24 protein-coding genes, 8 tRNA genes and 1 riboswitch are annotated in these 22468 nt (G+C 31.2%); of the genes, 10 read left to right on the forward strand and 22 right to left on the reverse strand.

Annotated features, from left to right (window positions below; translation table 11 throughout):
* Nucleotides 1–118 precede the first annotated feature (118 nt).
* On the reverse strand, nucleotides 119–832 hold the full coding sequence (locus NR218_RS08790; RefSeq protein WP_017176366.1) for a transaldolase: 714 nt from the start codon (nucleotides 830–832) through the stop codon (nucleotides 119–121).
* Between the two features lie 246 nt (nucleotides 833–1078).
* On the opposite strand from NR218_RS08790, the gene NR218_RS08795 reads away from it, so the two are divergent.
* Genes NR218_RS08795 through NR218_RS08805 form a run of 3 tightly spaced genes read left to right on the forward strand, consistent with a single transcriptional unit; the run spans nucleotide 1079 to nucleotide 2142 of the window.
* Nucleotides 1079–1387, forward strand: a complete 309-nt coding sequence (locus NR218_RS08795) for a hypothetical protein (protein WP_049379367.1) — start codon at nucleotides 1079–1081, stop codon at nucleotides 1385–1387.
* Between the two features lie 39 nt (nucleotides 1388–1426).
* Nucleotides 1427–1792 carry a fluoride efflux transporter CrcB gene (gene crcB, locus NR218_RS08800; RefSeq protein WP_049382126.1) on the forward strand — a complete coding sequence of 122 codons (366 nt, stop codon included), beginning with the start codon at nucleotides 1427–1429 and terminating at the stop codon, nucleotides 1790–1792.
* Nucleotides 1789–2142, forward strand: coding sequence for a fluoride efflux transporter FluC (locus NR218_RS08805; protein ID WP_017176369.1), 354 nt, complete (start codon nucleotides 1789–1791; stop codon nucleotides 2140–2142). Before crcB ends, NR218_RS08805 begins: the two co-directional genes overlap by 4 nt.
* 57 nt (nucleotides 2143–2199) lie before the next feature.
* Here the strand turns inward: NR218_RS08805 and NR218_RS08810 are convergent, their stop codons facing one another.
* From NR218_RS08810 to metK, 3 genes are all read right to left on the reverse strand, one after another.
* Nucleotides 2200–3036: an aldo/keto reductase gene (locus NR218_RS08810; RefSeq protein WP_017176370.1), complete on the reverse strand. Its 837-nt coding sequence runs from the start codon at nucleotides 3034–3036 to the stop codon at nucleotides 2200–2202.
* Nucleotides 3037–3150: 114 nt separating this feature from the next.
* Nucleotides 3151–4062: an NERD domain-containing protein gene (locus tag NR218_RS08815; protein WP_265883326.1), complete on the reverse strand. Its 912-nt coding sequence runs from the start codon at nucleotides 4060–4062 to the stop codon at nucleotides 3151–3153.
* Between the two features lie 98 nt (nucleotides 4063–4160).
* On the reverse strand, nucleotides 4161–5357 hold the full coding sequence (gene metK / locus NR218_RS08820) for a methionine adenosyltransferase (protein ID WP_017176372.1): 1197 nt from the start codon (nucleotides 5355–5357) through the stop codon (nucleotides 4161–4163).
* A gap of 114 nt (nucleotides 5358–5471) precedes the next feature.
* Nucleotides 5472–5584: riboswitch (SAM riboswitch) on the reverse strand.
* Nucleotides 5585–5741: 157 nt separating this feature from the next.
* Here metK and pckA point away from each other — a divergent pair.
* Complete coding sequence (gene pckA, locus NR218_RS08825) at nucleotides 5742–7334, forward strand: phosphoenolpyruvate carboxykinase (ATP) (RefSeq protein WP_048761772.1); 1593 nt, start codon at nucleotides 5742–5744, stop codon at nucleotides 7332–7334.
* A 41-nt stretch (nucleotides 7335–7375) separates the two neighbouring features.
* Here pckA and NR218_RS08830 read toward each other — a convergent pair whose 3' ends face one another.
* Both NR218_RS08830 and ytkD read right to left on the reverse strand, forming a co-directional pair.
* Nucleotides 7376–8155: an alpha/beta hydrolase family protein gene (locus NR218_RS08830; protein WP_017176374.1), complete on the reverse strand. Its 780-nt coding sequence runs from the start codon at nucleotides 8153–8155 to the stop codon at nucleotides 7376–7378.
* Nucleotides 8136–8609 carry an RNA deprotection pyrophosphohydrolase gene (gene ytkD, locus NR218_RS08835; RefSeq protein WP_017176375.1) on the reverse strand — a complete coding sequence of 158 codons (474 nt, stop codon included), beginning with the start codon at nucleotides 8607–8609 and terminating at the stop codon, nucleotides 8136–8138. The genes NR218_RS08830 and ytkD overlap by 20 nt, the downstream gene beginning before the upstream one ends.
* 67 nt (nucleotides 8610–8676) lie before the next feature.
* Here ytkD and yidD point away from each other — a divergent pair, with 67 nt between their 5' ends.
* Nucleotides 8677–8922 carry a membrane protein insertion efficiency factor YidD gene (gene yidD, locus NR218_RS08840; RefSeq protein ID WP_017176376.1) on the forward strand — a complete coding sequence of 82 codons (246 nt, stop codon included), beginning with the start codon at nucleotides 8677–8679 and terminating at the stop codon, nucleotides 8920–8922.
* Here the strand turns inward: yidD and menC are convergent.
* From menC to hemE, 14 genes are all read right to left on the reverse strand, one after another.
* Nucleotides 8913–9920, reverse strand: coding sequence for an o-succinylbenzoate synthase (gene menC / locus NR218_RS08845; protein WP_070663334.1), 1008 nt, complete (start codon nucleotides 9918–9920; stop codon nucleotides 8913–8915). The genes yidD and menC overlap by 10 nt on opposite strands.
* A complete protein-coding gene (gene menE, locus NR218_RS08850) occupies nucleotides 9921–11315 on the reverse strand; it encodes an o-succinylbenzoate--CoA ligase (protein WP_265883327.1) in 1395 nt (464 codons plus the stop codon).
* A gap of 199 nt (nucleotides 11316–11514) precedes the next feature.
* A tRNA-Ser gene (locus NR218_RS08855) sits at nucleotides 11515–11605 on the reverse strand.
* 50 nt (nucleotides 11606–11655) lie between these two features.
* Nucleotides 11656–11727 (reverse strand) — tRNA-Glu (locus NR218_RS08860).
* Nucleotide 11728: 1 nt separating this feature from the next.
* Nucleotides 11729–11803, reverse strand: a tRNA-Asn gene (locus NR218_RS08865).
* A gap of 12 nt (nucleotides 11804–11815) precedes the next feature.
* Nucleotides 11816–11889, reverse strand: a tRNA-Gly gene (locus NR218_RS08870).
* A gap of 13 nt (nucleotides 11890–11902) precedes the next feature.
* Nucleotides 11903–11978, reverse strand: a tRNA-His gene (locus tag NR218_RS08875).
* An 11-nt stretch (nucleotides 11979–11989) separates the two neighbouring features.
* A tRNA-Phe gene (locus tag NR218_RS08880) sits at nucleotides 11990–12062 on the reverse strand.
* Nucleotides 12063–12083: 21 nt separating this feature from the next.
* Nucleotides 12084–12159 (reverse strand) — tRNA-Asp (locus NR218_RS08885).
* 14 nt (nucleotides 12160–12173) lie between these two features.
* Nucleotides 12174–12247 (reverse strand) — tRNA-Met (locus tag NR218_RS08890).
* A 323-nt stretch (nucleotides 12248–12570) separates the two neighbouring features.
* Nucleotides 12571–13131, reverse strand: a complete 561-nt coding sequence (locus NR218_RS08895; protein WP_019835695.1) for an RBBP9/YdeN family alpha/beta hydrolase — start codon at nucleotides 13129–13131, stop codon at nucleotides 12571–12573.
* Nucleotides 13132–13235: 104 nt separating this feature from the next.
* Nucleotides 13236–14630 (reverse strand): protoporphyrinogen oxidase, encoded by a 1395-nt coding sequence (hemY, locus tag NR218_RS08900; RefSeq protein WP_048682829.1) that lies wholly within the window; start codon nucleotides 14628–14630, stop codon nucleotides 13236–13238.
* Nucleotides 14631–14647: 17 nt separating this feature from the next.
* A complete protein-coding gene (gene hemH, locus NR218_RS08905) occupies nucleotides 14648–15571 on the reverse strand; it encodes a ferrochelatase (RefSeq protein ID WP_019835694.1) in 924 nt (307 codons plus the stop codon).
* Between the two features lie 45 nt (nucleotides 15572–15616).
* Complete coding sequence (gene hemE / locus NR218_RS08910) at nucleotides 15617–16654, reverse strand: uroporphyrinogen decarboxylase (protein ID WP_017176382.1); 1038 nt, start codon at nucleotides 16652–16654, stop codon at nucleotides 15617–15619.
* 247 nt (nucleotides 16655–16901) lie between these two features.
* On the opposite strand from hemE, the gene NR218_RS08915 reads away from it, so the two are divergent.
* Nucleotides 16902–17402 (forward strand): antibiotic biosynthesis monooxygenase, encoded by a 501-nt coding sequence (locus tag NR218_RS08915; protein WP_017176383.1) that lies wholly within the window; start codon nucleotides 16902–16904, stop codon nucleotides 17400–17402.
* Between the two features lie 55 nt (nucleotides 17403–17457).
* On the opposite strand, the gene ecsB is transcribed toward NR218_RS08915, so the two are convergent.
* Both ecsB and ecsA read right to left on the reverse strand, forming a co-directional pair.
* Complete coding sequence (gene ecsB, locus NR218_RS08920) at nucleotides 17458–18681, reverse strand: ABC transporter permease EcsB (RefSeq protein ID WP_265883330.1); 1224 nt, start codon at nucleotides 18679–18681, stop codon at nucleotides 17458–17460.
* Nucleotides 18678–19415 carry an ABC transporter ATP-binding protein EcsA gene (gene ecsA / locus NR218_RS08925; RefSeq protein ID WP_048761762.1) on the reverse strand — a complete coding sequence of 246 codons (738 nt, stop codon included), beginning with the start codon at nucleotides 19413–19415 and terminating at the stop codon, nucleotides 18678–18680. Before ecsA ends, ecsB begins: the two co-directional genes overlap by 4 nt.
* Nucleotides 19416–19549: 134 nt before the next feature.
* Here ecsA and NR218_RS08930 point away from each other — a divergent pair, with 134 nt between their 5' ends.
* The 4 genes from NR218_RS08930 to NR218_RS08945 all read left to right on the forward strand — a co-directional run bounded on the left by NR218_RS08930 (nucleotide 19550) and on the right by NR218_RS08945 (nucleotide 22451).
* Complete coding sequence (locus NR218_RS08930) at nucleotides 19550–19975, forward strand: HIT family protein (protein WP_070859925.1); 426 nt, start codon at nucleotides 19550–19552, stop codon at nucleotides 19973–19975.
* 152 nt (nucleotides 19976–20127) lie between these two features.
* The gene (locus NR218_RS08935) at nucleotides 20128–20511 is read left to right on the forward strand and encodes a YtxH domain-containing protein (RefSeq protein WP_002449632.1); all 384 of its coding nucleotides are present in this window, start codon (nucleotides 20128–20130) and stop codon (nucleotides 20509–20511) included.
* Between the two features lie 199 nt (nucleotides 20512–20710).
* A complete protein-coding gene (locus NR218_RS08940; protein ID WP_265883331.1) occupies nucleotides 20711–21268 on the forward strand; it encodes a DUF3267 domain-containing protein in 558 nt (185 codons plus the stop codon).
* 223 nt (nucleotides 21269–21491) lie between these two features.
* Nucleotides 21492–22451 carry a foldase protein PrsA gene (locus NR218_RS08945; protein ID WP_017176388.1) on the forward strand — a complete coding sequence of 320 codons (960 nt, stop codon included), beginning with the start codon at nucleotides 21492–21494 and terminating at the stop codon, nucleotides 22449–22451.
* The last annotated feature ends 17 nt before the right edge of the window (nucleotides 22452–22468 follow it).

A 22468-nucleotide genomic window follows, 5' to 3' on the forward strand; every position in this document is an offset into this window, starting at 1 on the left:
AGATACAACTCAAGATACTTTATTACTCCTTCTCTTTGATATTCATATAACACTAAAACCGAGTCTAAGACATGTTTGTAGTCTTAGACTCGGTTGATCATAATTAGATATAGTGATTTTATAATATTGATAATCCAGAACTTTTAATATCTTTTGCAAATCCTTGAACTGTATCCACTGGCAATTCATTAATATCGCGTCCAAGATTATTGTTAACTTTCTTGACAACATCTGCTGGACAAGTGATAATATCGGCGCCAATTTCATTAGCTTGGATAACATTGAACACTTCACGGCAACTTGCCCATAATAATTTAACACCATTTTTACTATGTGCGACTTTTACAGATTCTTTCATTAAAGGAAGTGGATCTACACCCGTATCAGCAATACGTCCCGCAAAGACAGAGATATATGTAGGTACACCTTCAGTCACTGCTTCTGTAATAGCTTTAACTTGTTCAATTGTATAAACAGCAGTTACATTTAAACGAACATGATCAGCTGATAACTTTTTAATTAATTCGATTGTAGACTCACCTTTTGAGTTCACAATTGGAATTTTAACAAACACATTGTCTCCATATTGCTTTAAAATTTCTGCTTCTTTCTCCATTGTGTCTAAATCATCTGAGAATACTTCAAATGATATAGAAGCATCAGGAATTTCACGTACTGCTTCTTCTGCAAAAGCTTTATAATCTGTTACACCTGCTTTTGCCATTAAGCTAGGATTTGTTGTAAAACCATCTACTTCTTTATTTTTGTATGCAGCTTTCATTTGTTCGATATCTGCACCATCAGCAAATACGTCTACATTTAATTGAGTCATAAAATCTTCCCTTCTCATTTATATTACGAATATAGCTTGCTTTATGAAAAGACACCATATGTATGATTATTTTTTTATGTACAGGATGTTTTACTATTTCGTTATGTTATTTATATCATGCTTTTTTTGTGTATGCGAATGTTTTGCTTTTAATTTTCTGAAAATTAAAACCATATGATAAAGGTACTATTAAAAATGAAATTAAATATGGTAATATTATTTAATGGTATAAATCGGAGGTATATTATGTCTAAATCAAAAAAATATTTTTATATATCAGTTATTCTTTTAATTATTAGCTTTTATTTTAATACATTTAATCCTTTATTAAGCATTCAATTTAAATCAATAAAAAATTTATTAATTGCATGTAGTATTGTAAATGTTGTCATCCTTATGGCTTCAATTATATTTTCTGATAAAGCAATTAAACATTTAAATTATAAAAATAAAGATTGGATTAAGACCGCTTCTAAAATATTACCTTATCTCATATTGGTGGTAATTTTGTTCCATATTTTTGCTTCTATTACAACGTTTGGCATTTTTTCATAATCAAATACGCATAAAATAATATATAAAGGTGAGTATGTTATGCAATATATAACCGTGTTTATAGGTGGTATGTTGGGCGCTTTATTAAGATTTTTGTTTTCCTTTATGAATCAAAGTAACACCTTTCCAATTGGCACATTGATAGCTAACCTGTCAGGTGCTTTTCTTATGGGTTATCTATCTGTAGTAATGATTAAATTATTTAAAGATCACCCTAAAATTAAAAAAGGTATTACAACTGGTTTTTTAGGCGCTTTAACAACATTTTCAACATTTCAATTTGAGTTAGTCACATTACTTTACAACCATCATATTATCTTAGCTTTGGTTTATGCATTTATAAGTTATTGCTTTGGTGTTATCTTGTGCTGGATAGGTATGACATTAGGAGGTCTTACATCTTGATACAAGCTCTTTTAATTATGATTGGCGGTGGTTTAGGCGCTGTCGTTAGAGCATGGCTAACTGATGTCACTAAATCCAAATGGTCTACTTCAATACCTATTGCTACTTTAATCGTCAACTGGATTGGAAGTTTTCTCATTGGTTTAACAACTGGCCTCTCTATTCACTTAAACTGGATACATATGTTTTTTATTACTGGATTTTTAGGAGGTTTAACGACATTTTCAACCATGTCTTATGAGCTTGCGCAATGTCTAACACCGTCTTTTAAACTTTTTAAATTTATGATGTATTCTCTATTGCAATTTGTTATAGGATTTATTGCTTGTTGGATTGGTTTTATAATATAACAAAAGAGTGAACTGTGTAGTAAATTAACCTACAAGTTCACTCTTTTTTAATTAAATTTATTGACCTTCAAACGTATCTGGATCAGGTCCTATACGTTGATCTTTATTTAAATCATCAATTCGTTTCATTTGCTCTGCTGATAATTCAAAATCAAATACATCTATATTTTCTTCAATTCTGCTTGATGTAACTGATTTAGGAATAACGACGACGTTATGTTGCATATTCCATTTAATAATAACTTGTGCTGCTGATTTATTAACTTCTTTACCAATTTCATTTAACGTTTCATCGTTTAAAATTTGAGCATTCATAAATGGTGACCAAGATTCCATATAAATATTTTGAGCTTCTAAATATTTTCTAAGTTTTTCTTGAGTAAAGTATGGATGAAATTCTACTTGGTTAATGACTGGTTTAATTGACACTTGTGCTAATAATGCTTCAAAATGATCTGGATTAAAATTACTAACTCCAATGTTTTTAACTTTATTATCTTTATATAAATCTTCCATACCTTTCCATGTATCAATCATTATGGCTTCATTTGTCCCTGGCCAATGTACTAAGTATAAATCTAAGTAATCTAACCCAAGTTTTTGGATACTAGTTTCGTAGGCTTGAGCCACATTTTTACGTCCGAAATCTTCGAAAAATAATTTTGATGTTACGAAAATATCTTCTCTATTTAAACCTGTTGATTCTAATCCTTCTTTGATACCTTGGCCTACTTGTTCTTCATTTCCATATACTTTAGCTGTATCTATGCTACGATACCCAGATTCAATAGCATGTTTAACTGCTTCTTTACAAGTATCGTCATTTTCTACTCGAAATGTTCCAAGTCCTAACATTGGCATTTGATTTCCATTATAGAATTCAATATAGTCCATCTTACTTCCTCCTTTAAAAATAACTATTCTGTATATACCCTAAAAGTATATTTATGAACATCGCTTATAATAAAAAAGTACCATCAAAATTTAAAATTTTGATGGTAGCCTCTTTTAGTTAAATGATTCAATTTTATCCATAATATTTTGTAATTCATCGACATTATATTGAATACGTCCATGGAATACAAATTTGTTAAAGAATTCGTCAAGTTGTTCAGGACCAACTAAAACCTTAACACTTGAACTTTGTGCATAGTTTGAAATCGTTACGTCTTTATCATGTTTAGGATTAAAATATAAAATTGATGTTGGCGTATATTTAAGTCCTAATTCTGTTTGTAAATCTGTAGCCAACTTCTCAATTGCAGAAAGTTGATCAGAATAATTAATAAATGATAGTTTCGAATGATTATCTTCATGTTGATCAAGAACTAACGTTTGAGGCGCTTGTGTATTTAAATCAAGTGTATCAAATACTTGCTTCAGCATTGGTAATTCTTGAAATTGTGCGCCACTAATTCCATTATAAACATGACCTTTTAATAATTGTGAATCAATGATATATAAACCAGTTCTAGTAAGCACAAGATGGCTAATACGTTGAATATTATTAAACTCATTACTTGGTAAAAAAATATTAGCCATTATATGCATATCTTCACGTCTAATACGTTTTTCTTTAACTAAACGGTCTCTAATACCAATGAGTCTCAAATCAGTCACGTATTCACTTTTATTTTTAGAAAATAATTTCAAAGCATCAATTTCACGTTCTTTTCCATTAACTGTAACTTCAAATTCTTCTTTTTGTTTCGTTACTTGTTTTTTATTTTCAATACGTTCTTTTTCAAGTGCTTCCTCATGTGAAGATTTGAGTTGTTGCTCCTTGAGATTGTACTCTTCATTCGCTTTGTGTTTCATATTATTTTTACTTTTCAAAGCAACTAAAAATAGAATAAAACATATAATCGCTATGATTATCGCTGCAATTAAACCAATCTCAACCGGTCCAAATGAATTCATTAGATAACGCTCCTTTTAAACTGTCAATATCTATCTATTATAATAGAAATAGACGATAATTTCGAGGTTTAACCTAATTAACTGCTATATATCCTATGTTATTTTTGAACGGCATCTTTTAGGACATTCACTTTATCTAATTTTTCCCATGGTAACAATACATCAGTACGACCAAAATGTCCGTATGCAGCTGTTTGTTTGTAAATAGGATGTTTTAAGTCAAGCATTTTAATGATACCTGCTGGTCTTAAATCAAAATGTTTTCTTACCGCTTCAACTAATTGTCCTTCAGAAACTTTACCTGTTTTAAATGTATCAATAGCAATAGATACAGGTTCTGCTACACCAATTGCATAAGCTAATTGCACTTCACATTGCTCAGCTAATCCAGCTGCTACAATATTTTTTGCAACATATCTCGCTGCATATGCCGCAGAGCGATCTACTTTTGTAGGATCTTTACCACTGAAACAGCCACCTCCATGACGAGCATAACCACCATATGTATCTACAATAATTTTTCTTCCAGTTAAACCAGCATCTCCTTGAGGACCCCCAATAACAAATCGACCAGTTGGATTAATAAAGAATTTAGTTTCATCATCAATTAAACCTTCAGGCACAGTCGGATAAATGACATGCTCTTTAATATCTTTTTGGATTTGTTCTAATTCAATGTCTTCAGCATGTTGAGAAGATACCACAATCGTGTCAATACGTTTAGGTTTATCATTTTCATCGTATTCTACTGTTACTTGAACTTTACCATCTGGACGTAAATAACCTAAGGTACCGTCTTTACGCACATCTGATAAGCGTTTCGCTAGTTGATGTGATAAAAAGATTGGAAGCGGCATATATGTTTCGGTTTCATTTGTTGCATAACCAAACATTAATCCTTGGTCTCCGGCACCTGTTGCTTCAATTTCTTCTTCAGATATATCATTGCGATACTCAAGTGCTTTATCTACACCTTGGGCAATATCAGGTGATTGTTCATCAATAGCTGTTAAAACAGCCATTGTTTGATAATCGTAACCATATTTAGCTCTTGTATAACCAATATTTTTGATTGTTTCTCGTACTACTTTAGGAATATCTACATATGTAGACGTTGAAATTTCACCAGAAATTAAAGCCATACCTGTTGTTACTGTTGTTTCACAAGCGACACGTGCATTAGGATCATCTTTTAAAATTTCATCTAAAATCGCATCAGATACTTGATCGGCGATTTTATCTGGATGCCCTTCTGTCACTGACTCTGATGTAAATAAACGTTTATTATAAGTCATGATTTGCTCCTTTTTTTAACTATATTTACGAAAATTCTCTTTTGACAATGAGCTTAAAATAAAAGAGCCTTCTCAACTATCTAGATAGAGAGAAGGCTCTTAAACGTCCATTCGCTCTTATCGTTCAGACAAATATTGCGTCTGCAAACGGTTTGGCACCTTTCTTTTAAAAAAAGAGGTTGCTGGGTTTCATTGGGTCCATGTCCCTCCACCACTCAGGATAAGAGAATCCGTTAAGACCTATACTACATAAATACTTTAAAATTGTCAATTTTGATTTTTAAATGTTCTTTTATTTACAATGGAATAATTAAATTATTATGTTATACTTTTTAATGTAAGGGCTTACACATATAAATGAATAGATATTTGGAGGGATGTTGTATGTCAATAGATACATACAGTGAAACACCTAAAATCAAACACTTATTAGAGAAGGAAACGACTTTATTTCAACTTTCTACTACTCAGCTTTATTACAAGATTTTAAATAATAATGAAGGTGAACTTACTGAACTTGGCGCAATTAATATGAGTACAGGTAAATATACTGGTCGTTCACCAAAAGATAAATTTATCGTTAACGAACCTTCATATCGAGACAATATTGATTGGGGAGACATTAATCAACCTATAGATGAAGACGTGTTTTTAAAATTATACAACAAAGTATTAGATTATTTAGATCAAAAAGATGAATTATACGTTTTTAACGGTTATGCCGGAAGTGATAAAGACTCACAATTAAAATTAAAAATTATCAATGAGCTTGCATGGCATAATTTATTTGCACAAAACATGTTTATCCGACCTGAATCTATTGAGGAAGCAAGTCATATTAAGCCAAATTTCACTATCGTTTCTGCCCCTCATTTTAAAGCCAATCCAGATGTTGACGGTACTCATTCTGAAACATTTATTATTGTTTCATTTAAACATAAAGTGATTTTAATTGGTGGTACTGAATACGCTGGAGAAATGAAAAAAGGTATCTTTTCAGTGATGAACTACTTATTACCTATGCAAGATATTATGAGTATGCATTGTTCTGCCAATGTTGGAGAAAAAGGTGATGTTGCTCTATTCTTTGGATTATCTGGTACAGGAAAAACAACATTATCAGCGACGCCAACTCGCAAATTAATTGGCGATGATGAACATGGCTGGAATAAAAATGGTATTTTTAACATTGAAGGTGGTTGCTATGCAAAAGCTATCCACTTATCTAAAGAAAAAGAACCTCAAATTTATAATGCCATTCAATATGGTACTATTCTTGAAAATACAATTGTTAATGAACGTGGCCATGTTGATTTTGATGATAATACGAACACAGAAAACACACGTGCTGCTTATCCAATTCATCATATCGATAATATCGTATTACCTTCTAAAGCTGCACACCCTAATACAATTATCTTCTTAACTGCAGATGCATTTGGTGTACTTCCACCTATTTCTAAATTATCTAAATCTCAGGCAATGTATCATTTCTTAAGTGGTTTTACGTCAAAATTAGCTGGCACAGAACGTGGCGTGACAGAACCTGAACCATCATTTTCAACATGCTTTGGCGCTCCATTTTTACCTTTGCATCCTACTAAATATGCGAATTTACTTGGTAAGTTAATTGATGACCATGATGTTGATGTATATCTAGTAAATACAGGATGGACTGGTGGAAAATATGGTGTTGGACGTCGTATCAGCTTACATTATACACGTTATATGGTAGATCAAGCTATTTCTGGCAAGCTAAAACAAGCTACATTTACTAAAGATGAAATATTTGGTTTAAGTATACCAACTGAAATGGAAGATGTGCCTAAGACTATTTTAAATCCAATCCATGCTTGGAATGATCCTGAGGCTTATCGTCATCAAGCTAATGACTTAAAAAAACGTTTTGAAGAAAACTTCAAAACATTTGGAGATGAAGTAAAAGATATTGCTAAAGATGGTGGATTTAGTCATTAATAATATATCTAAACAAAAGACTTACATGATGACTGTTATAGTCATCTTTGTAAGTCTTGTTCTATATTATTCATCCATTGATGTATATAATCTAAAACTTCTTTCAATGCTTTCGGTCTTGGGACATGGCCTTCGTCAAGTTGATAAAATGTATCATGTTTGACCCCTTTACGTTCTAGTTGTTCTTGAAGAAAATACGCTTGATGTATACCCACTTGCCAATCTTTACCACCATGTACAATTAAAATAGGTGGACTGTTTTGATTCAACGTACGTATCGCATTTCTTTGTTCATATGCCTTTTTATCTTTTTTCGGATGACCTACCATACGTCTTAGCATTCCCCTTAAATCCACACGTTCTTCATACATTAAATGAACATCTGAAACGCCACCCCAAATAATATAACTATCAACTGGATCATCCTGAAATGATAATAAACCTTGAATTCCACCTCTTGAAAATCCAATCATATGGACGAAAGCTTGGGGATACTTATTTTTTAATAGTCGAATAAGTACTGTTACATCATGTAAATCAGCATTACAAAATTCATCTTTTCCTTCACTACCATTACTTCCTCTATAATAGGGACCTATAACTAATGTATACGGATCAGAAAATTGCATGAGTCTTGAAGCTCTTACTCTACCAACTTGTCCTTTTCCACCACGTAAATACACTACAATTCGTTTAACATTATGATACGCTGGGATCATCTGTAACGCTTTTACATTTAATTCGTCTACTGTATAAGTTATTTCCTCAAATCGATGAGTGTTGGATTCAACAGGCATTGTTCTAATATTTGTAATACCCAAGATCTTTCACCCTTTCTAAACATTTTAAAATTGCTTCATCTTTAATTAAATAACTTTTTTGGTGCTCAGGAATCTCATTAACTAGATGAAATAATATAGGACCCTCTGTTTCCAAATAATCATGTTTATGTTCAATTGATTTCACTTTAATCACGTACACATCTTTTTTAAAAAGTGACTTATCAAAGGTATGAACTTGATATTGCGCGATATAATATAAGGCTTCTACCTTTCCACCTGTTTCTTCATAAAGTTCTCTAGCAATCGCTTGTTGACTAGTTTCATTAATTTCAACTTTACCTCCAGGGAACTCGATACCTCTTTTAGAGTGTTTAGTGAATAATAATTGATTTTGAAATATCGGAATAGCTAAAACGTGGTTTCCATTCGGTATATCGTTATCAGTTTTATATTGCATCGTGACTCGTCTATCATCTTGATCGATAAACTCCATATCACTCATCCCCCTCTTAAATATGGTAGAATTATTTAATAATCAAATGTCTATAGGAGGTTTATTTATGCTTAAAAAATTATTTCTAAGCATCATTCGTATTTATCAGCATTTCATCTCCCCTATGACACCACCAACATGTCGATTCTATCCTACTTGTTCTGAATATACTAAAGAAGCTATAGAAGTATATGGAGCATTTAAAGGTGGCTATATGGGAGTAAAACGTATTTTAAAATGCCATCCATTTCATGAAGGTGGATTTGATCCCGTACCTTTAAAAAAAGACAAACATACACATCATCATTCATAAACAGATAATGCATTTATATTAACTTTAGGGGGATTGAAATATATCAATCCTTCTTTTAATTTGCCTATGCCTTGTGTAAAGTCTGTTTCAAAATAATATCCATCTGGAGTAATATCTCCTGGATAAGACCCTTCTTTTGCTAATAAAGCAGTAAAATATCGACTAAGTCCATATTCATACATCCCACCAACGATCACTTTAATATCTTTCTCTTTTAATAAGTGAATGAGTTCTAGCGCTCTATCTATTCCTCCCAGTCTAAATGGTTTAACCACAACCGCAGTTATAGGATATTGATGAATAATTTTCAAAATTGATTGTACATCCGTTGTTTTTTCATCAATAGCAATAGCAGGATAATGAGTAACATCTATATAGCTTAAATCATTTAAATCTTTAAATGGTTCTTCAACGTATAGAAGGTTGTGTTGATCAATCTCTTTTAATAATTGAAATTGTGACATATCCAGTGATTCATTTGCATCGAGTGCAAGACTAAATTCAAATGGAAGTTCATTGCGTAGCTTTTTTATATCGTTAATGAGATGAGAACTCCATTTTAATTTAATACGTGCTGGCTTTGTGTCTTTAAGTGTTTGTAATTGTGAAGAAGATAAACCACTTACTGTTGCCCCATATTCAACGTTAAAGCACGGTTGCGAATAAAACATCTGATAAACCGCCATCACAACAGTACATCTAGTAGCTGGATAACTATCTAATACATCAAGATAAGGTAACCAGTCACTAAATGTATTGAATGATTGATTTAAAATCTTTTTTGACCATTGTTGTATTCGTATTTTTACTGTCTCAATTGTTTCAGTATCATACCAATCCGTTTCAAATGCATTACATTCACCAAAATAATTTTTCCCTTCATCAGAAATAAATCGTACTATGAGTGCTTTACGATGTGTCATTTCGACTTTAGGCGTCGTAATCGGAGAATGAAACGGCGCTTTATAGTAATAAAATTGTATATCAATAATTTTCATTTAATGATCCTCAGTTCCAACTTTATTACGTTGTAATTTTCCAGTAGAAGTATAAGGTAATGCATTGACGTGTTGATATATCTTAGGAACTTTATATTTTGCTAAATGTTCTTGTAAAAAATTTATAAGATCATTAACCTCAATTGTTTCACTTGAGACATAGTAAAGCGCTGGAATCTGACCCCAAGTCTCATCTTCTTTAGGTACACATACTGCATCTATAATTCCATTGAATGTTTTAGCTACTGTTTCAATTTCATAAGGATAGATATTTTCTCCACCACTAATAATAAGGTCTTTACGTCGATCATAAACCATTACAAAACCATCACTGTCTATTTCTGCAATATCTCCTGTTTTAAAGAAACCATCTTCAAATGTGTTATCCAAATCTTTAGGATACAAATATCCGTTCATTACACTGTCGCCTTTGATAAGTAATTCACCATGTCCCTCTTCATTAGGTTGTTTAATACATACTTCAACATTATCACTTGGTTTACCTACTGTATCATATCGTTTAGCTAACATATCTGGCGAAGCGGTTAGGAACTGCGAACATGTTTCTGTCATTCCAAAAGAATTATAAATAGGTAATTGATAACTCAATGCCTGTTGTATGAGCGTGGATGATAATTTAGCACCCCCAAGTAATATTTTTTCAATTGAGTATGGTTTATTTAAACCAGCATCCATTAGCCACTTTAACGTTTGTGGCACAAGTGACACATGTGTAGGATATTCGTTTTTAATAATAGTCAACATATCTTCAGTATTATATTTATTTAATAAACGTACAGTAAATCCTTCAATCACAGCACGTAAAATCACGCTAAGTCCTGAAATATGATAAATTGGAAGAACCGATAACCATGTCGTTTGTTGATCAAATCCTAGACTTTCTTTACAACCTAATGCACTTGCATAGTGATTTTTAAATGTTTGAGGTACTGCTTTTTGGGGTCCTGTCGTCCCTGATGTAAACATAATAGATGCAATACGATGAATATCAAATTGTTTATGATTAGGCGTATCAGGATAATCATTGAGTTGATTAAATGAGAGAACTTGATGTGAAGATAAATCGAACTCTTTTGTAGTTAAAATAAGTTGAACATTCACTGAGTTCATTTGATTAGTCATTTCAGTTGTTGTTAATCGTGTATTGATCATTGCAATTTCAATTTGCGCTAACCAACATGCGTGCACTAAAATAACAGAATCAATGTCGTTTCCAATATATAGTCCTACCCTACTTTCATTTAAAGATAATAATTTTTTTGAAAGCTGATACGCTGTAGAATATAATTGATTATATGTTAATGTATACTGACCATCTATAACCGCGATTTTGTTTTTGTTTTTTATACTTTGCTCTTTTAACCAAAATTCCAAAATTCATTCCTCCAATAGTTATACACTCTATATTATAACGATTTTTAAATTACTTAACAGGACTCATGTTTGAATTTATTTTGTGATTGTTTTATTTTTAAAAAGATATTATCCATTTTAAGATAAATATAGTTGAATACTTGATATATCATATCTATAAAAAACTCAGAATGGAAAATAACCATTCTGAGCTACTGTACGGAGAGTAAGGGATTCGAACCCTTGAGACGCGATAAAGCGCCTACACACTTTCCAGGCGTGCTCCTTCAGCCAGACTCGGACAACTCTCCTCTATTCAATTAAATAAAAAAACAGAAGCGATGTTTCACTTCTGTTTATATGACTCCTACGGGACTCGAACCCGTGTTACCGCCGTGAAAGGGCGGTGTCTTAACCGCTTGACCAAGGAGCCATGGCTCCGCAGGTAGGATTCGAACCTACGACCGATCGGTTAACAGCCGATAGCTCTACCACTGAGCTACTGCGGAATAATTAAATTATGGAGCGGGTGATGGGAATCGAACCCACAACATCAGCTTGGAAGGCTGAGGTTTTGCCATTAAACTACACCCGCTTAATAACGATTATGGGGCGGTTGATGGGAATCGAACCCACGAGTGTCGGAACCACAATCCGATGCGTTAACCACTTCGCCACAACCACCAAAGTGTAAATGGTTCAGGACAGAGTCGAACTGCCGACACATGGAGCTTCAATCCATTGCTCTACCAACTGAGCTACTGAACCTTAATCATAAGTCAAAAGTAATGGCGGTCTCGACGGGAATCGAACCCGCGATCTCCTGCGTGACAGGCAGGCGTGTTAACCGCTACACTACGAGACCTATAAAATTATGTATTGCGGGAGGCGGATTTGAACCACCGACCTTCGGGTTATGAGCCCGACGAGCTACCGAACTGCTCCATCCCGCGCCAATATTATTAGCACTTCAAATGAGTACTTAATTAATATATCATTTAAGCCACTGTAATGTCAACACTTTTTTAAAATAATTTTTACAATACGTTAATTATAAATTTAAATAATTATGAGATAATTATTTTTTAATTAGTGCTTTTTTCAATACTTTATTAGTATATATATTAACACCTATATAGTCAATAAAAATTATAAATTAATTTGTGTAAAAAAACGCTACACTTAAAAAATTTTATTTTATGGGATAATTTGGGTATAAAATCTCATAATTATTATTACTCTTTATATTACTATTTGATACTTTCCCGCTCTAACATTATTGTGTCATATATTTTTGCATTTTTTCTTGTAATTCACTGAAAGAAACAAAGCCTTCTTCTTCTAGGAAGTGCCCTCCTTCTTCAACAATTCGAATTGATCCTCCTAAAGCTTGTAATAACTTTTCAGTTTCTTTATAAGATACATGTTCATCATCTTTTGAAGCGAGACCGTGAAAGTGTTTCACCTTTTTCTTAACTTCATCATAATCAATGGTAATATGATCTAAATTAACAGATTCATCGATGTCTTGAGCATCTTCTTTAAATCCAGCAATACTAAAAAAGCCTTCTATTGGACGTTTTAAATCTAATTGTTCAATAAATTTCAAAGCAGCGATTGAACCATAGCCATGTGTTACAACATACGTATCGGGATGATTGATTTTAATTTGTTGTTTCATAGCCTTTAGCCACATATCTAATTTTTTATTATCCGCTTTATCTAAATTAAACAATTGTACATTATATCCTTCGAGTGCTAAGTTATGTTTTAACCATTGATACCAATGATTTTGTGCATTTCCTATTTGTGAATGAACAATAATTACATCTGTCATTTTTTATTCTCCTTTTCTTCTTAATAATGACTATTTATTTTAAAATAAAGCACTTTAAAGAGACAAATGTAACCTCTAAAAAGTGCCTATTTACTATGCTTTATTTATAACTCGTCTATTAATTCTTCAACAGCATTTTTGCCTTGTTGAATACAATCAGGTAAACCTACCGCTTCAAAAGGTGCACCGGTAATGCGTAACCCGTTATATTGACGTTTTACATGATTTTGTATATTTCGAATTTGAGTCATATGACCGATATGATACTGTGGCATACTTTTTGGTAATCGATTCACTATGGTAAAATCTGGATCACCTTTAAACGTCATCATTTTACTTAAATCTCGACGTGCGATATTTACAATTTCTTCATCAGTATGGTCATCTACAACCGTATCGCCAGGTTTTCCTACATACGCACGTAATAATACTTTACCTTTTGGTGTAGTAAACGGCCACTTTTTAGTCGTCCAAGTACATGCAGTAATATCAGTATGACTGGTTCTTGCAATGACAAATCCAGTACCATTATAGGTATTTTCGATATTTTTCTCATCAAATGCAAATACAACCGTTGCAACTGTAGTAGAATCCATAGTATTAAAGTATTTAAATGCTGAATCATGATTAAACCATTTCATAAACGTTTGATGCGGTGTCGTAACAAGTAAACCATCAAACGTCTCCCGACTATTATGTGTAACAATCTCATAATTATCATTATGAATATGAATATCTTCTACTGGTGTATTATATTTGAAGTGTACACCTTTTTGTTCAACATTTTTAGCTAGTGCTTCAATAAATGAACTTAGCCCATGTCTAAATTGTTTGAATTGTCCTTTAGGAGCACCTGGATAAAGCTGACGTTTTCTTGTACGTTCGCGTTTTTCATCTTTCATTCCTTTAATTAAACTACCATATGATTCTTCTTTATACTTGAAATTAGGAAATGTACTCATCAAACTTAATTGATCAATATCTGTTCCATAAATTCCTCCCATAAGGGGCTCAATCAAATTTTCCAGCATTTCGTTTCCTAAACGTTTTCTGAAGAATTCACCAACCGAAATATCATTTTCTATTTTAATAGGCGGAATAACTAAATCTAATCCTGCTCTTAATTTTCCTAAAGGGGAAATTAAACGTGTTTTTAAGAAAGGTTTAATATCTGTTGGAATTCCCATAATTGATCCGCCTGGAATAGGATACAATTGGTTCTTAGCAAAAATGTAGGATTGTCCTGTTTGATTCGTAATTAAATCATCTTCAAGACCTATATCTTTTGCTAAATCTGTCATGATCGTTTTTCGACCTAAGTAGGATTCTGGACCAAGTTCAATAGTATAACCATCGCGTCGATAAGTTTGAATTTTACCTCCAGGTCTTGAAGTTGCTTCAAAAATAGTTACATCTATGTCTTCATTGTAATGTTTAAAATAATATGCACTGGCTAGACCTGTAATGCCAGCACCTATAATTGCAACTTTTTTACTCACAACATGTCCCTTCCTTTTTAAAAAACTGTTTTAATTTCGTCGACAATCGCACCTATAAATAACGGATTTGTATTAGGCATTTCTGGTCGATAGTAATTAGCACCAATGTCATCGCAAACAACTTTACACTCATAATCATTATCGTAAAGTACTTCAAGATGTTCACAAACAAATCCAACTGGTGTATAAATAAAGTTTTTATAATGATGTTCATTGTATAATTCCCTTGTTAAATCTTGTACATCAGGTCCTAACCAAGGCGTACCTGTATTACCCTCTGACTGCCAACCTTGCGCTACATGTTTAATATTTGTAGAAGCTTCTAAACGATCCATAGTATCTTTAATTTCATTAGGATAAGGATCATTATTACGTTCTATTAATCCTTTAGGTAAACTGTGCGCAGACACGATTAAAATTGTTTCATCATGTTCTTCTTCTGGAATTTCAGCTAATGTTTCATTTACTTTATTTGTCCAGTATTCAATAAATTTAGATTGTTGATAATAACGTTCAACATGATGTAGTTGTATACCATATTTATCCGCTTCTTCTTTAGCACGTTTATTATATGAACCTACTGAAAAACTTGAATAATGGGGAGCTAATACGACTGTAACAGCCTCTGTAATACCATCATTATGCATTTTTTCAACTGCTTCTTCAATATAAGGAGAAATATGTTTCAATCCTAAATATAATTTAAATTCTACATCATCATATGTTTTATTAAGTGCATCTGTAAGTGCTTTAGCTTGACGATCTGTCGTGCCTGCAAGTGGAGAAAGCCCACCTATAAATTCATAACGATTTTTTAAATCTTGAAGTTCTTCTTCTGTTGGTCTTTTACCATGTCGTATATCTGTGTAATATGGTTCAATATCACTTTCTTTATATGGCGTACCATATGCCATTACTAATAAACCTACTGTTTTAGTCATTCTTAAAACCTTCCCTTTTAAAAATAAATTTTTATGATTCTAATTTTATTTTTGCGTATAGTCATGAACCAGTTGTGTTACTTTTTTAAGTGTATCTGGTTGAACTTCTGGGAAAACGCCATGACCTAAGTTAAATATATGTTTACCTCTTTGCATTCCTTCATCAAGTATTGCTTTAACTCTTTTTTCTAATACATCCCATGGTGCTAGTAGTAATGAAGGATCTAAATTACCTTGTAATGTTTTATTTACACCTAATTGATCCGCTTTCAAAATAGATGTACGCCAGTCTAAACCTAAAACATCAATTGGCAAATCATTCCATTCATTAATGAGATGACTAGCCCCTACACCAAATAATATAACAGGAATATTATGATGTTCTTTAATTCCACGGACTAAACGATCCATAGATGGTTTTATATAATATCGATAATCCTGTACATTAAGTGCGCCTACCCATGAATCAAAAATTTGAATCAATTCTGCACCTGCTTCAACTTGAGCTGTTACATATTTAATTGAAACGTCTACAAGATGATTCATTAAAGCAAACCAAGTCTCTTCATCGCCATACATCATTGCCTTAGTAAATGTGTAGTTTTTAGAAGGTCCACCTTCAATCATATAAGATGCTAATGTAAAGGGAGCACCCGTAAATCCAATTAAAGGTACATTTAACTTTTCTTCAGTTAGAATTTTAATTGTTTCTAACACATAAGGCACATCTCTTTTAGGATCAATTTGAGTTAATTTTTCCACATCTTTCATAGATTTAATGGGATTGTGGATTACAGGACCTATACCAGATTGAATTTCAACATCTACTCCGATAGGTTTAAGTGGTGTCATAATATCTTTATATAACACAGCTGCATCAGTATTGTAATTATCAACAGGTAGATGTGTTACATATGCACAAAGTTCTGGTTGATGTGTAATATCAAAAAGTGAATACTTTTCTTTTAATTTGCGATATTCTGGTTGTGATCTGCCAGCTTGGCGCATAAACCACACAGGTGTGTGTGAGGTTGATTCCCCTTTAATTGTTTGTAAAATTGTATTATTTTTTTTATGCACCATTTTATCCTCCTAAATTAAAATCATTCTTATTCATAATATCACAACATAAAAGATTTCGCGTTTCTTAAATATTAAATGTCATAAAAATGACAAAGCACGTCTATCTATTCTTTAATTTTAAATTTGTAATTATAAGTGAATTGATTTAAATAAATTATTCACAATTTATTTTCTTATTTAAATTATTTATAATAGCTAGTCTTATCATTTAATCGTATAATATACATAAATAAAGGAGGTATGGCTTATGAAAATATATACAACTTATGGAACTTATGACTATTTAAATCAAATTCGTTTAAATCATCCTGAAAATCATCTGTTTATTTATTCAACTAATGATTCTTCAGTCATTATTGAAGAATCCGAAGATAAATCTATACTTAAACACCCTACTACTTATGAAGTTGTTAATGAAATCAATGAGCTTAATCATCAACATTTCTATTCAGCTATCTTCATTCCAAGTTCAGAAGATCATGTCAATCAACTAGAAAAACGTCTTTCGAATTTGAATTTAGATTTCAGTCAATTTGCTGGTTTTAAAAGCTATCGTTTCTTACGACCTGAAGAAGGTACTACTTATAAAATTTACTTTGGCTTCGCTAATCGTCAAACATACGAAGATTTTAAATCATCTGATATGTTTAATGATTATTTTTCTAAAGAAGCATTAAGACATTATTTTGGCTCAAGCAGTCAACATTCAAGTTATTTTGAAAGATATTTATATCCTATTAATGATTAACATAAAAAGAGGAAGCTTAAGTATGTGTTTAATACATCTTAAGTTCCCTCTTTTTTTAATCTCTTAATAAAGTTTCCTGATATTGCAATTTTTTAATCGTACTTCTAATCGTTAACCATCCTACAATAAAGAATACAATTGCAAAAAAGAAGTATTTTATATAAAAGATGATAAAAATGATTGCGAAAATAATACCTATCATAATCATAAGGCGATATAAGAATTTTTCATATCCTTTGATCACTTCACTATCTGATACAGGCCAAACCTGAGGCCATAGTCCATACGCTTGCTGCGTATAAAACTGAGACATTTGCAATAAAATAATATACATAAATAAACTACCAATAATAATAGAAACAAGTGGATGAGACAGCCAAATCATAAGTACAAGTGCAATGACAACAAGTCGAAGAATAATACTTAATGCATCTTTTCCTCTTACAAAACTTCTCACAAATAAATAAAGATACATATTGTGCGAATTAAAACGACGTCCTTTGGGTGTGGGTAAAAGAAAATCTAAATATTTGCGTCTTGCTGCATTTTCTTTTAAATGCTTAACATCTGTAAACATATTTACAAATTTATAATAATTTGTATGATGTCTTTCTTCTACTGAAATCAACTGTTCCCATGGAAATAACGTAAGACTCTTAAATTTAGGTATAAGGTACGCCATGCCAAAGAAAATTATTGTTAATAAAATGGCAAAATATAATTGTTTCCCTAAAATTAGATAATACGTTATAAAATTAAGTGAAAATATTAAGACATTTAATATCCATTGAGACAATCTCGCACGATACCATTGCCATTTTAAGCGTAGTCCTAAAATAGGATGAATAAGCGCTAATACACTCATCACGATATAAGATACAACTAATTGTTGATTAAGCTTATAAAACAATGGAAATAATACAATTAATAACACTATTTGTAATATTATACGGTTAAAATAACTATATCTTAGGCCTAATTTTATATAATCTTCCATATTCTTCTCAAAAGGAAGCAAAAATAACTTGTCAGCATCTTTTAAAAATGTTCGAAATGGAAAGATTGAAGTTAAAGCAATTACAATACTTGCTAAGAGTGCATAATCTATATTTTTAGGAATATGTTGTAACCATTGACCATAACCTAATATGAAGGCTCCTAATAAAATAACTAAGAATACAGTAAAGTGACCATTAAAAATAAATTTATTATAATAATGTTTTTCTTTTTTTATTGCGTCATAACGTTGTTTAAATAATGCTATGGCTTCATTATTCATGTCGTTTGACCACCTTGCGTAACATGGATATAAATATCATCAAGAGTTTGATCTTTAAGACCCGTTTGTTCTCGTAGTTCCTCTAAATTTCCAAAAGCAACCACTTTTCCTTTATCTAAAATAATGAATCGATCACAATATCTTTCAGCAGTTGCAAGAATATGGGTACTCATTAGTACTGTACGCCCTTCATTTTTCTTTTCAACCATCAAATCAAGCATGGATTGTATACCTAATGGATCCAAACCAAGAAATGGTTCATCAATAATATAAAGTTCAGGATCGACAATAAATGCGCATATAATCATTACTTTTTGTTTCATTCCTTTTGAAAAATGGCTAGGAAAAACATTAAGTTCATTTTCAAGTCTAAATGTTTTTAGTAGAGGACGCGCACGTTTCATTGCTTCTTCCTTACTTATTTGATAAGCCATAGCAGTCATGGCTATATGTTCTTCTAATGTTAATTCTTCATAAATGACTGGTGATTCAGGAATATATGATAGTTTACGACGGTAGATTTCGATATCATCATTAATATTGGTATCTGAAATAGAAAGTGTTCCTTCCATTGGCGTTAATAATCCAAGCATGTGCTTAATGGTCGTACTTTTTCCAGCGCCATTGAGACCAATTAATCCTACTATTTCACCTTTTTTTAATTCAAAATTTATATTTTCAATAACAGGACGTTTACCATATCCTCCTGTTAAATGTTCAACTTTAACTGTCATAAGGCACCTCCATGAGTTATATTGTACCAAAATCATTATATAACTACTAAGGTTTGCTATAACTCATTAGCGAATTTTTAAAATAACAATGTTATAATAATGAGTAAAAATAGGTTAAAGGAGTGCATTTAATTATGTCAGAAACTGTTTTTGGTAAAATTCTTACTGGTGAAATTCCAAGCTATAAGGTTTATGAGAACGATTATGTTTATGCATTTTTAGATATTTCTCAAGTTACTAAAGGACACACACTTTTAATTCCGAAGAAAGCTTCTCCTAATATTTTTGAAACTGATGAAGAAACAATGAAACACATTGGAGCTGCTATTCCAAAAGTAGCAAATGCCATTAAAAAAGCATTTCAACCTGATGGATTAAACATTATTCAAAATAATGGTGAATATGCTGATCAGTCAGTATTTCATTTGCATTTCCATTTCCTACCTCGATATAAAAATGATATCGATGGTTTTGGTTATCAATGGGACACTCATGAAAATGAAATTAGCGATGAACAGAAAAAAGATATTGCTGAACAAATTAAAGCTCAATTTGAATAATTCTGCATATTGAATATCATTTATGGGTAATATAAAATGAAATCAATATGTCAATGTAATAATTATAGTAAGTAGCTTAAGTCAATCGTTACTTACTTCATAAAATGATATGATTTATTCTATAATCGACATAATAGTGAGGAGAATAAAAAATGAAAGTTACACGTGTATTATTTGGTATCGGTGTGGGACTTGCTTCTGGTATTGCTGTATCATGGATGAATCGTGATCAACAAAGATATAATGCTAATGCCTCTGGACAAAAAGTTCCTACTGGTGCTCGCTCAGAATTAGAACGAGAAATCGAAACAATTAAACGTAGTTTCTATAATATTATTGATTATAGTAAGCAAGTGAAAAATGACGGTGTACAACAAGGTAGCGACATTGCTAACGAATTTAAGACTTTAATCGGAGATTTTAAATCTGATATCAATCCTAATATTGAAAAATTAAAATCTCATATTGAAAATCTTCAAAATCGTGGCGAAGAAATTAGTAATACATTCTCAGAAGATAAGAATAATAACAAATAGAACTCTAACATTGAGCTCAATTTGGCTATGAAGAAATTTATATTAATAGATTTCTTTATGGCTTTTTTTATAAATATACAATCTAATATAAAAACATTGCTCTATATTACAATAACTATTAAAAATTGTCTTGACGATAACTCAAGTTAGTTAGATAATACCTATCGTATATTAAACGACCTATTTTCGAGGTGGAGTTATGTTTTTATGTAAACGTCATATAGATATCCATGCGCGATTTGGTGTTCCAAGAATTGCGTTTTTAAGTATTGTAACAACTATTATTGCGTTTTTAGTTAGTTATGAGATTATGTATTATTTTGTAAAAACGCCTTTATCAGATAAATACTTTTTACTTCTAATATTATTTATCATTCTTATGTACCCTATTCACAAAACAATACATTTATTCTTCTTTTTACCTTATATTCATGCGTTTAGATGGCACAACTTAAATAAGAAAAAATGGCTTCCTTATTTTAATACGTATGTGAATACGCCTGTCCGCAAGTTTTATTTTTGCATTAATCTTATTTTGCCATTTTTAATAATTACAAGCATTTTAATTTTCCTAACTTATCATTTTCCAAGTTATGGACATTATTTTATGTTCTTACTTGCCTTAAATCTTGGTTTATCAGTTATGGATTTTTTATATTTAAAAATTATTCTTTTTTCAAAAGAAGGACAATTTGTTGAAGAACACCAAACAGGTATTAATTTACTGACAAAAGTGCCCTTCCATTCAAATATCTAAGATATAAAGATGGTAATTATAAACGTATTCAATCAAAATTAAAATACAGTCTAGTGGTTATTTTGAATATATTAAAAAGTCTATGATATTGAATGATATTGTAGACTTTTTTTAAATTATTTTTCATCTAATACTTTAGTTGTAAATCATCTTTTATTAATTGGTGGAATAATTATATTATGTTATAGTAACTTTGTTAACATACACAAAGGAGCTATCAACTATGAAAATTATGAATAAACTCATTGTCCCTGTTACAGCAGGTGTTTTATTACTTGGAGGATGTAGTTCTGATTCTACAGATTCTAAAGATAATACATTAATTTCTTCAAAAGCTGGTAATGTAACCGTTAAAGATGTTATGGATAAAATTGGTAAAGATCAAATTGCTAGCACATCATTTAGTATTGAGTTAAATAAAATATTAGCTGATAAATATAAAGACAAAGTAGATACTAAGCGTATCGATGATGATATTAAAAAAGAAGAAAAACAATATGGTGGTAAAGATCAATTTGAAAGTATGCTAAAACAACAGGGTATGACCCTTGATGATTACAAAGAACAGAAAAGACTATCTGCTTACCAAAAACAATTACTTAATGATAAAGTTAAAGTGTCTGACAAAGAAATAAAAGATGATACTAAGAAAGCATCACACATTTTAATTAAAGTTAAATCTGATAGTGATAAAGAAGGTTTATCAGATAAAAAAGCAAAAGCAAAAGCTGAAAAAATTCAAAAAGAAGTTGAAAAAAATCCAAATAAATTTGATGACATTGCCAAAAAAGAATCAATGGATTCTGCTTCAGCTAAAAAAGGCGGGTCATTAGGTTATGTTATTAAAGGACAAATGGTCGATAAATTTGATAAAGCTTTATTTAAACTAAAAGAAGGTCAAATTTCTGACATTGTTAAAACAGAATACGGCTATCACATTATCAAAGCTGATAAAGAAGATGACTTTAATAAACAAAAATCTCAATTAAAAACAAAAATTATTGAACAAAAAGTTCAAAAAAATCCAAAACTATTGACAAATGCTTATAAAGACTTATTGAAAGAATACAACGTAGATTATAAAGATAGCGATATTAAAAAATCTGTAGAAGATACTATACTTAATCCAGAAAAATTAAAAGAACAACAAAGTAGTAGTGCTTCATCAGGATTATCTTCATAATTTTCATAAATCAAAAA

It is taken from the genome of Staphylococcus sp. SUC_1.2 (assembly GCF_026222585.1).

Excerpts from the sequence above, each read along its gene's own strand:
- NR218_RS08790 (WP_017176366.1), bottom strand. The coding sequence starts at position 832 with ATGACTCAATTAAATGTAGACGTATTTGCTGATGGTGCAGATATCGAA.
- NR218_RS08795 (WP_049379367.1), top strand. The coding sequence starts at position 1,079 with ATGTCTAAATCAAAAAAATATTTTTATATATCAGTTATTCTTTTAATT.
- crcB (WP_049382126.1), top strand. The coding sequence starts at position 1,427 with ATGCAATATATAACCGTGTTTATAGGTGGTATGTTGGGCGCTTTATTA.
- NR218_RS08810 (WP_017176370.1), bottom strand. The coding sequence starts at position 3,036 with ATGGACTATATTGAATTCTATAATGGAAATCAAATGCCAATGTTAGGA.
- NR218_RS08815 (WP_265883326.1), bottom strand. The coding sequence starts at position 4,062 with ATGAATTCATTTGGACCGGTTGAGATTGGTTTAATTGCAGCGATAATC.
- metK (WP_017176372.1), bottom strand. The coding sequence starts at position 5,357 with ATGACTTATAATAAACGTTTATTTACATCAGAGTCAGTGACAGAAGGG.
- pckA (WP_048761772.1), top strand. The coding sequence starts at position 5,742 with ATGTCAATAGATACATACAGTGAAACACCTAAAATCAAACACTTATTA.
- ytkD (WP_017176375.1), bottom strand. The coding sequence starts at position 8,609 with ATGGAGTTTATCGATCAAGATGATAGACGAGTCACGATGCAATATAAA.
- yidD (WP_017176376.1), top strand. The coding sequence starts at position 8,677 with ATGCTTAAAAAATTATTTCTAAGCATCATTCGTATTTATCAGCATTTC.
- menC (WP_070663334.1), bottom strand. The coding sequence starts at position 9,920 with ATGAAAATTATTGATATACAATTTTATTACTATAAAGCGCCGTTTCAT.
- NR218_RS08895 (WP_019835695.1), bottom strand. The coding sequence starts at position 13,131 with ATGACAGATGTAATTATTGTTCATTCACAAATAGGAAATGCACAAAAT.
- hemH (WP_019835694.1), bottom strand. The coding sequence starts at position 15,571 with ATGACTAAAACAGTAGGTTTATTAGTAATGGCATATGGTACGCCATAT.
- hemE (WP_017176382.1), bottom strand. The coding sequence starts at position 16,654 with ATGGTGCATAAAAAAAATAATACAATTTTACAAACAATTAAAGGGGAA.
- NR218_RS08915 (WP_017176383.1), top strand. The coding sequence starts at position 16,902 with ATGAAAATATATACAACTTATGGAACTTATGACTATTTAAATCAAATT.
- ecsB (WP_265883330.1), bottom strand. The coding sequence starts at position 18,681 with ATGAATAATGAAGCCATAGCATTATTTAAACAACGTTATGACGCAATA.
- ecsA (WP_048761762.1), bottom strand. The coding sequence starts at position 19,415 with ATGACAGTTAAAGTTGAACATTTAACAGGAGGATATGGTAAACGTCCT.
- NR218_RS08930 (WP_070859925.1), top strand. The coding sequence starts at position 19,550 with ATGTCAGAAACTGTTTTTGGTAAAATTCTTACTGGTGAAATTCCAAGC.
- NR218_RS08935 (WP_002449632.1), top strand. The coding sequence starts at position 20,128 with ATGAAAGTTACACGTGTATTATTTGGTATCGGTGTGGGACTTGCTTCT.
- NR218_RS08940 (WP_265883331.1), top strand. The coding sequence starts at position 20,711 with ATGTTTTTATGTAAACGTCATATAGATATCCATGCGCGATTTGGTGTT.
- NR218_RS08945 (WP_017176388.1), top strand. The coding sequence starts at position 21,492 with ATGAAAATTATGAATAAACTCATTGTCCCTGTTACAGCAGGTGTTTTA.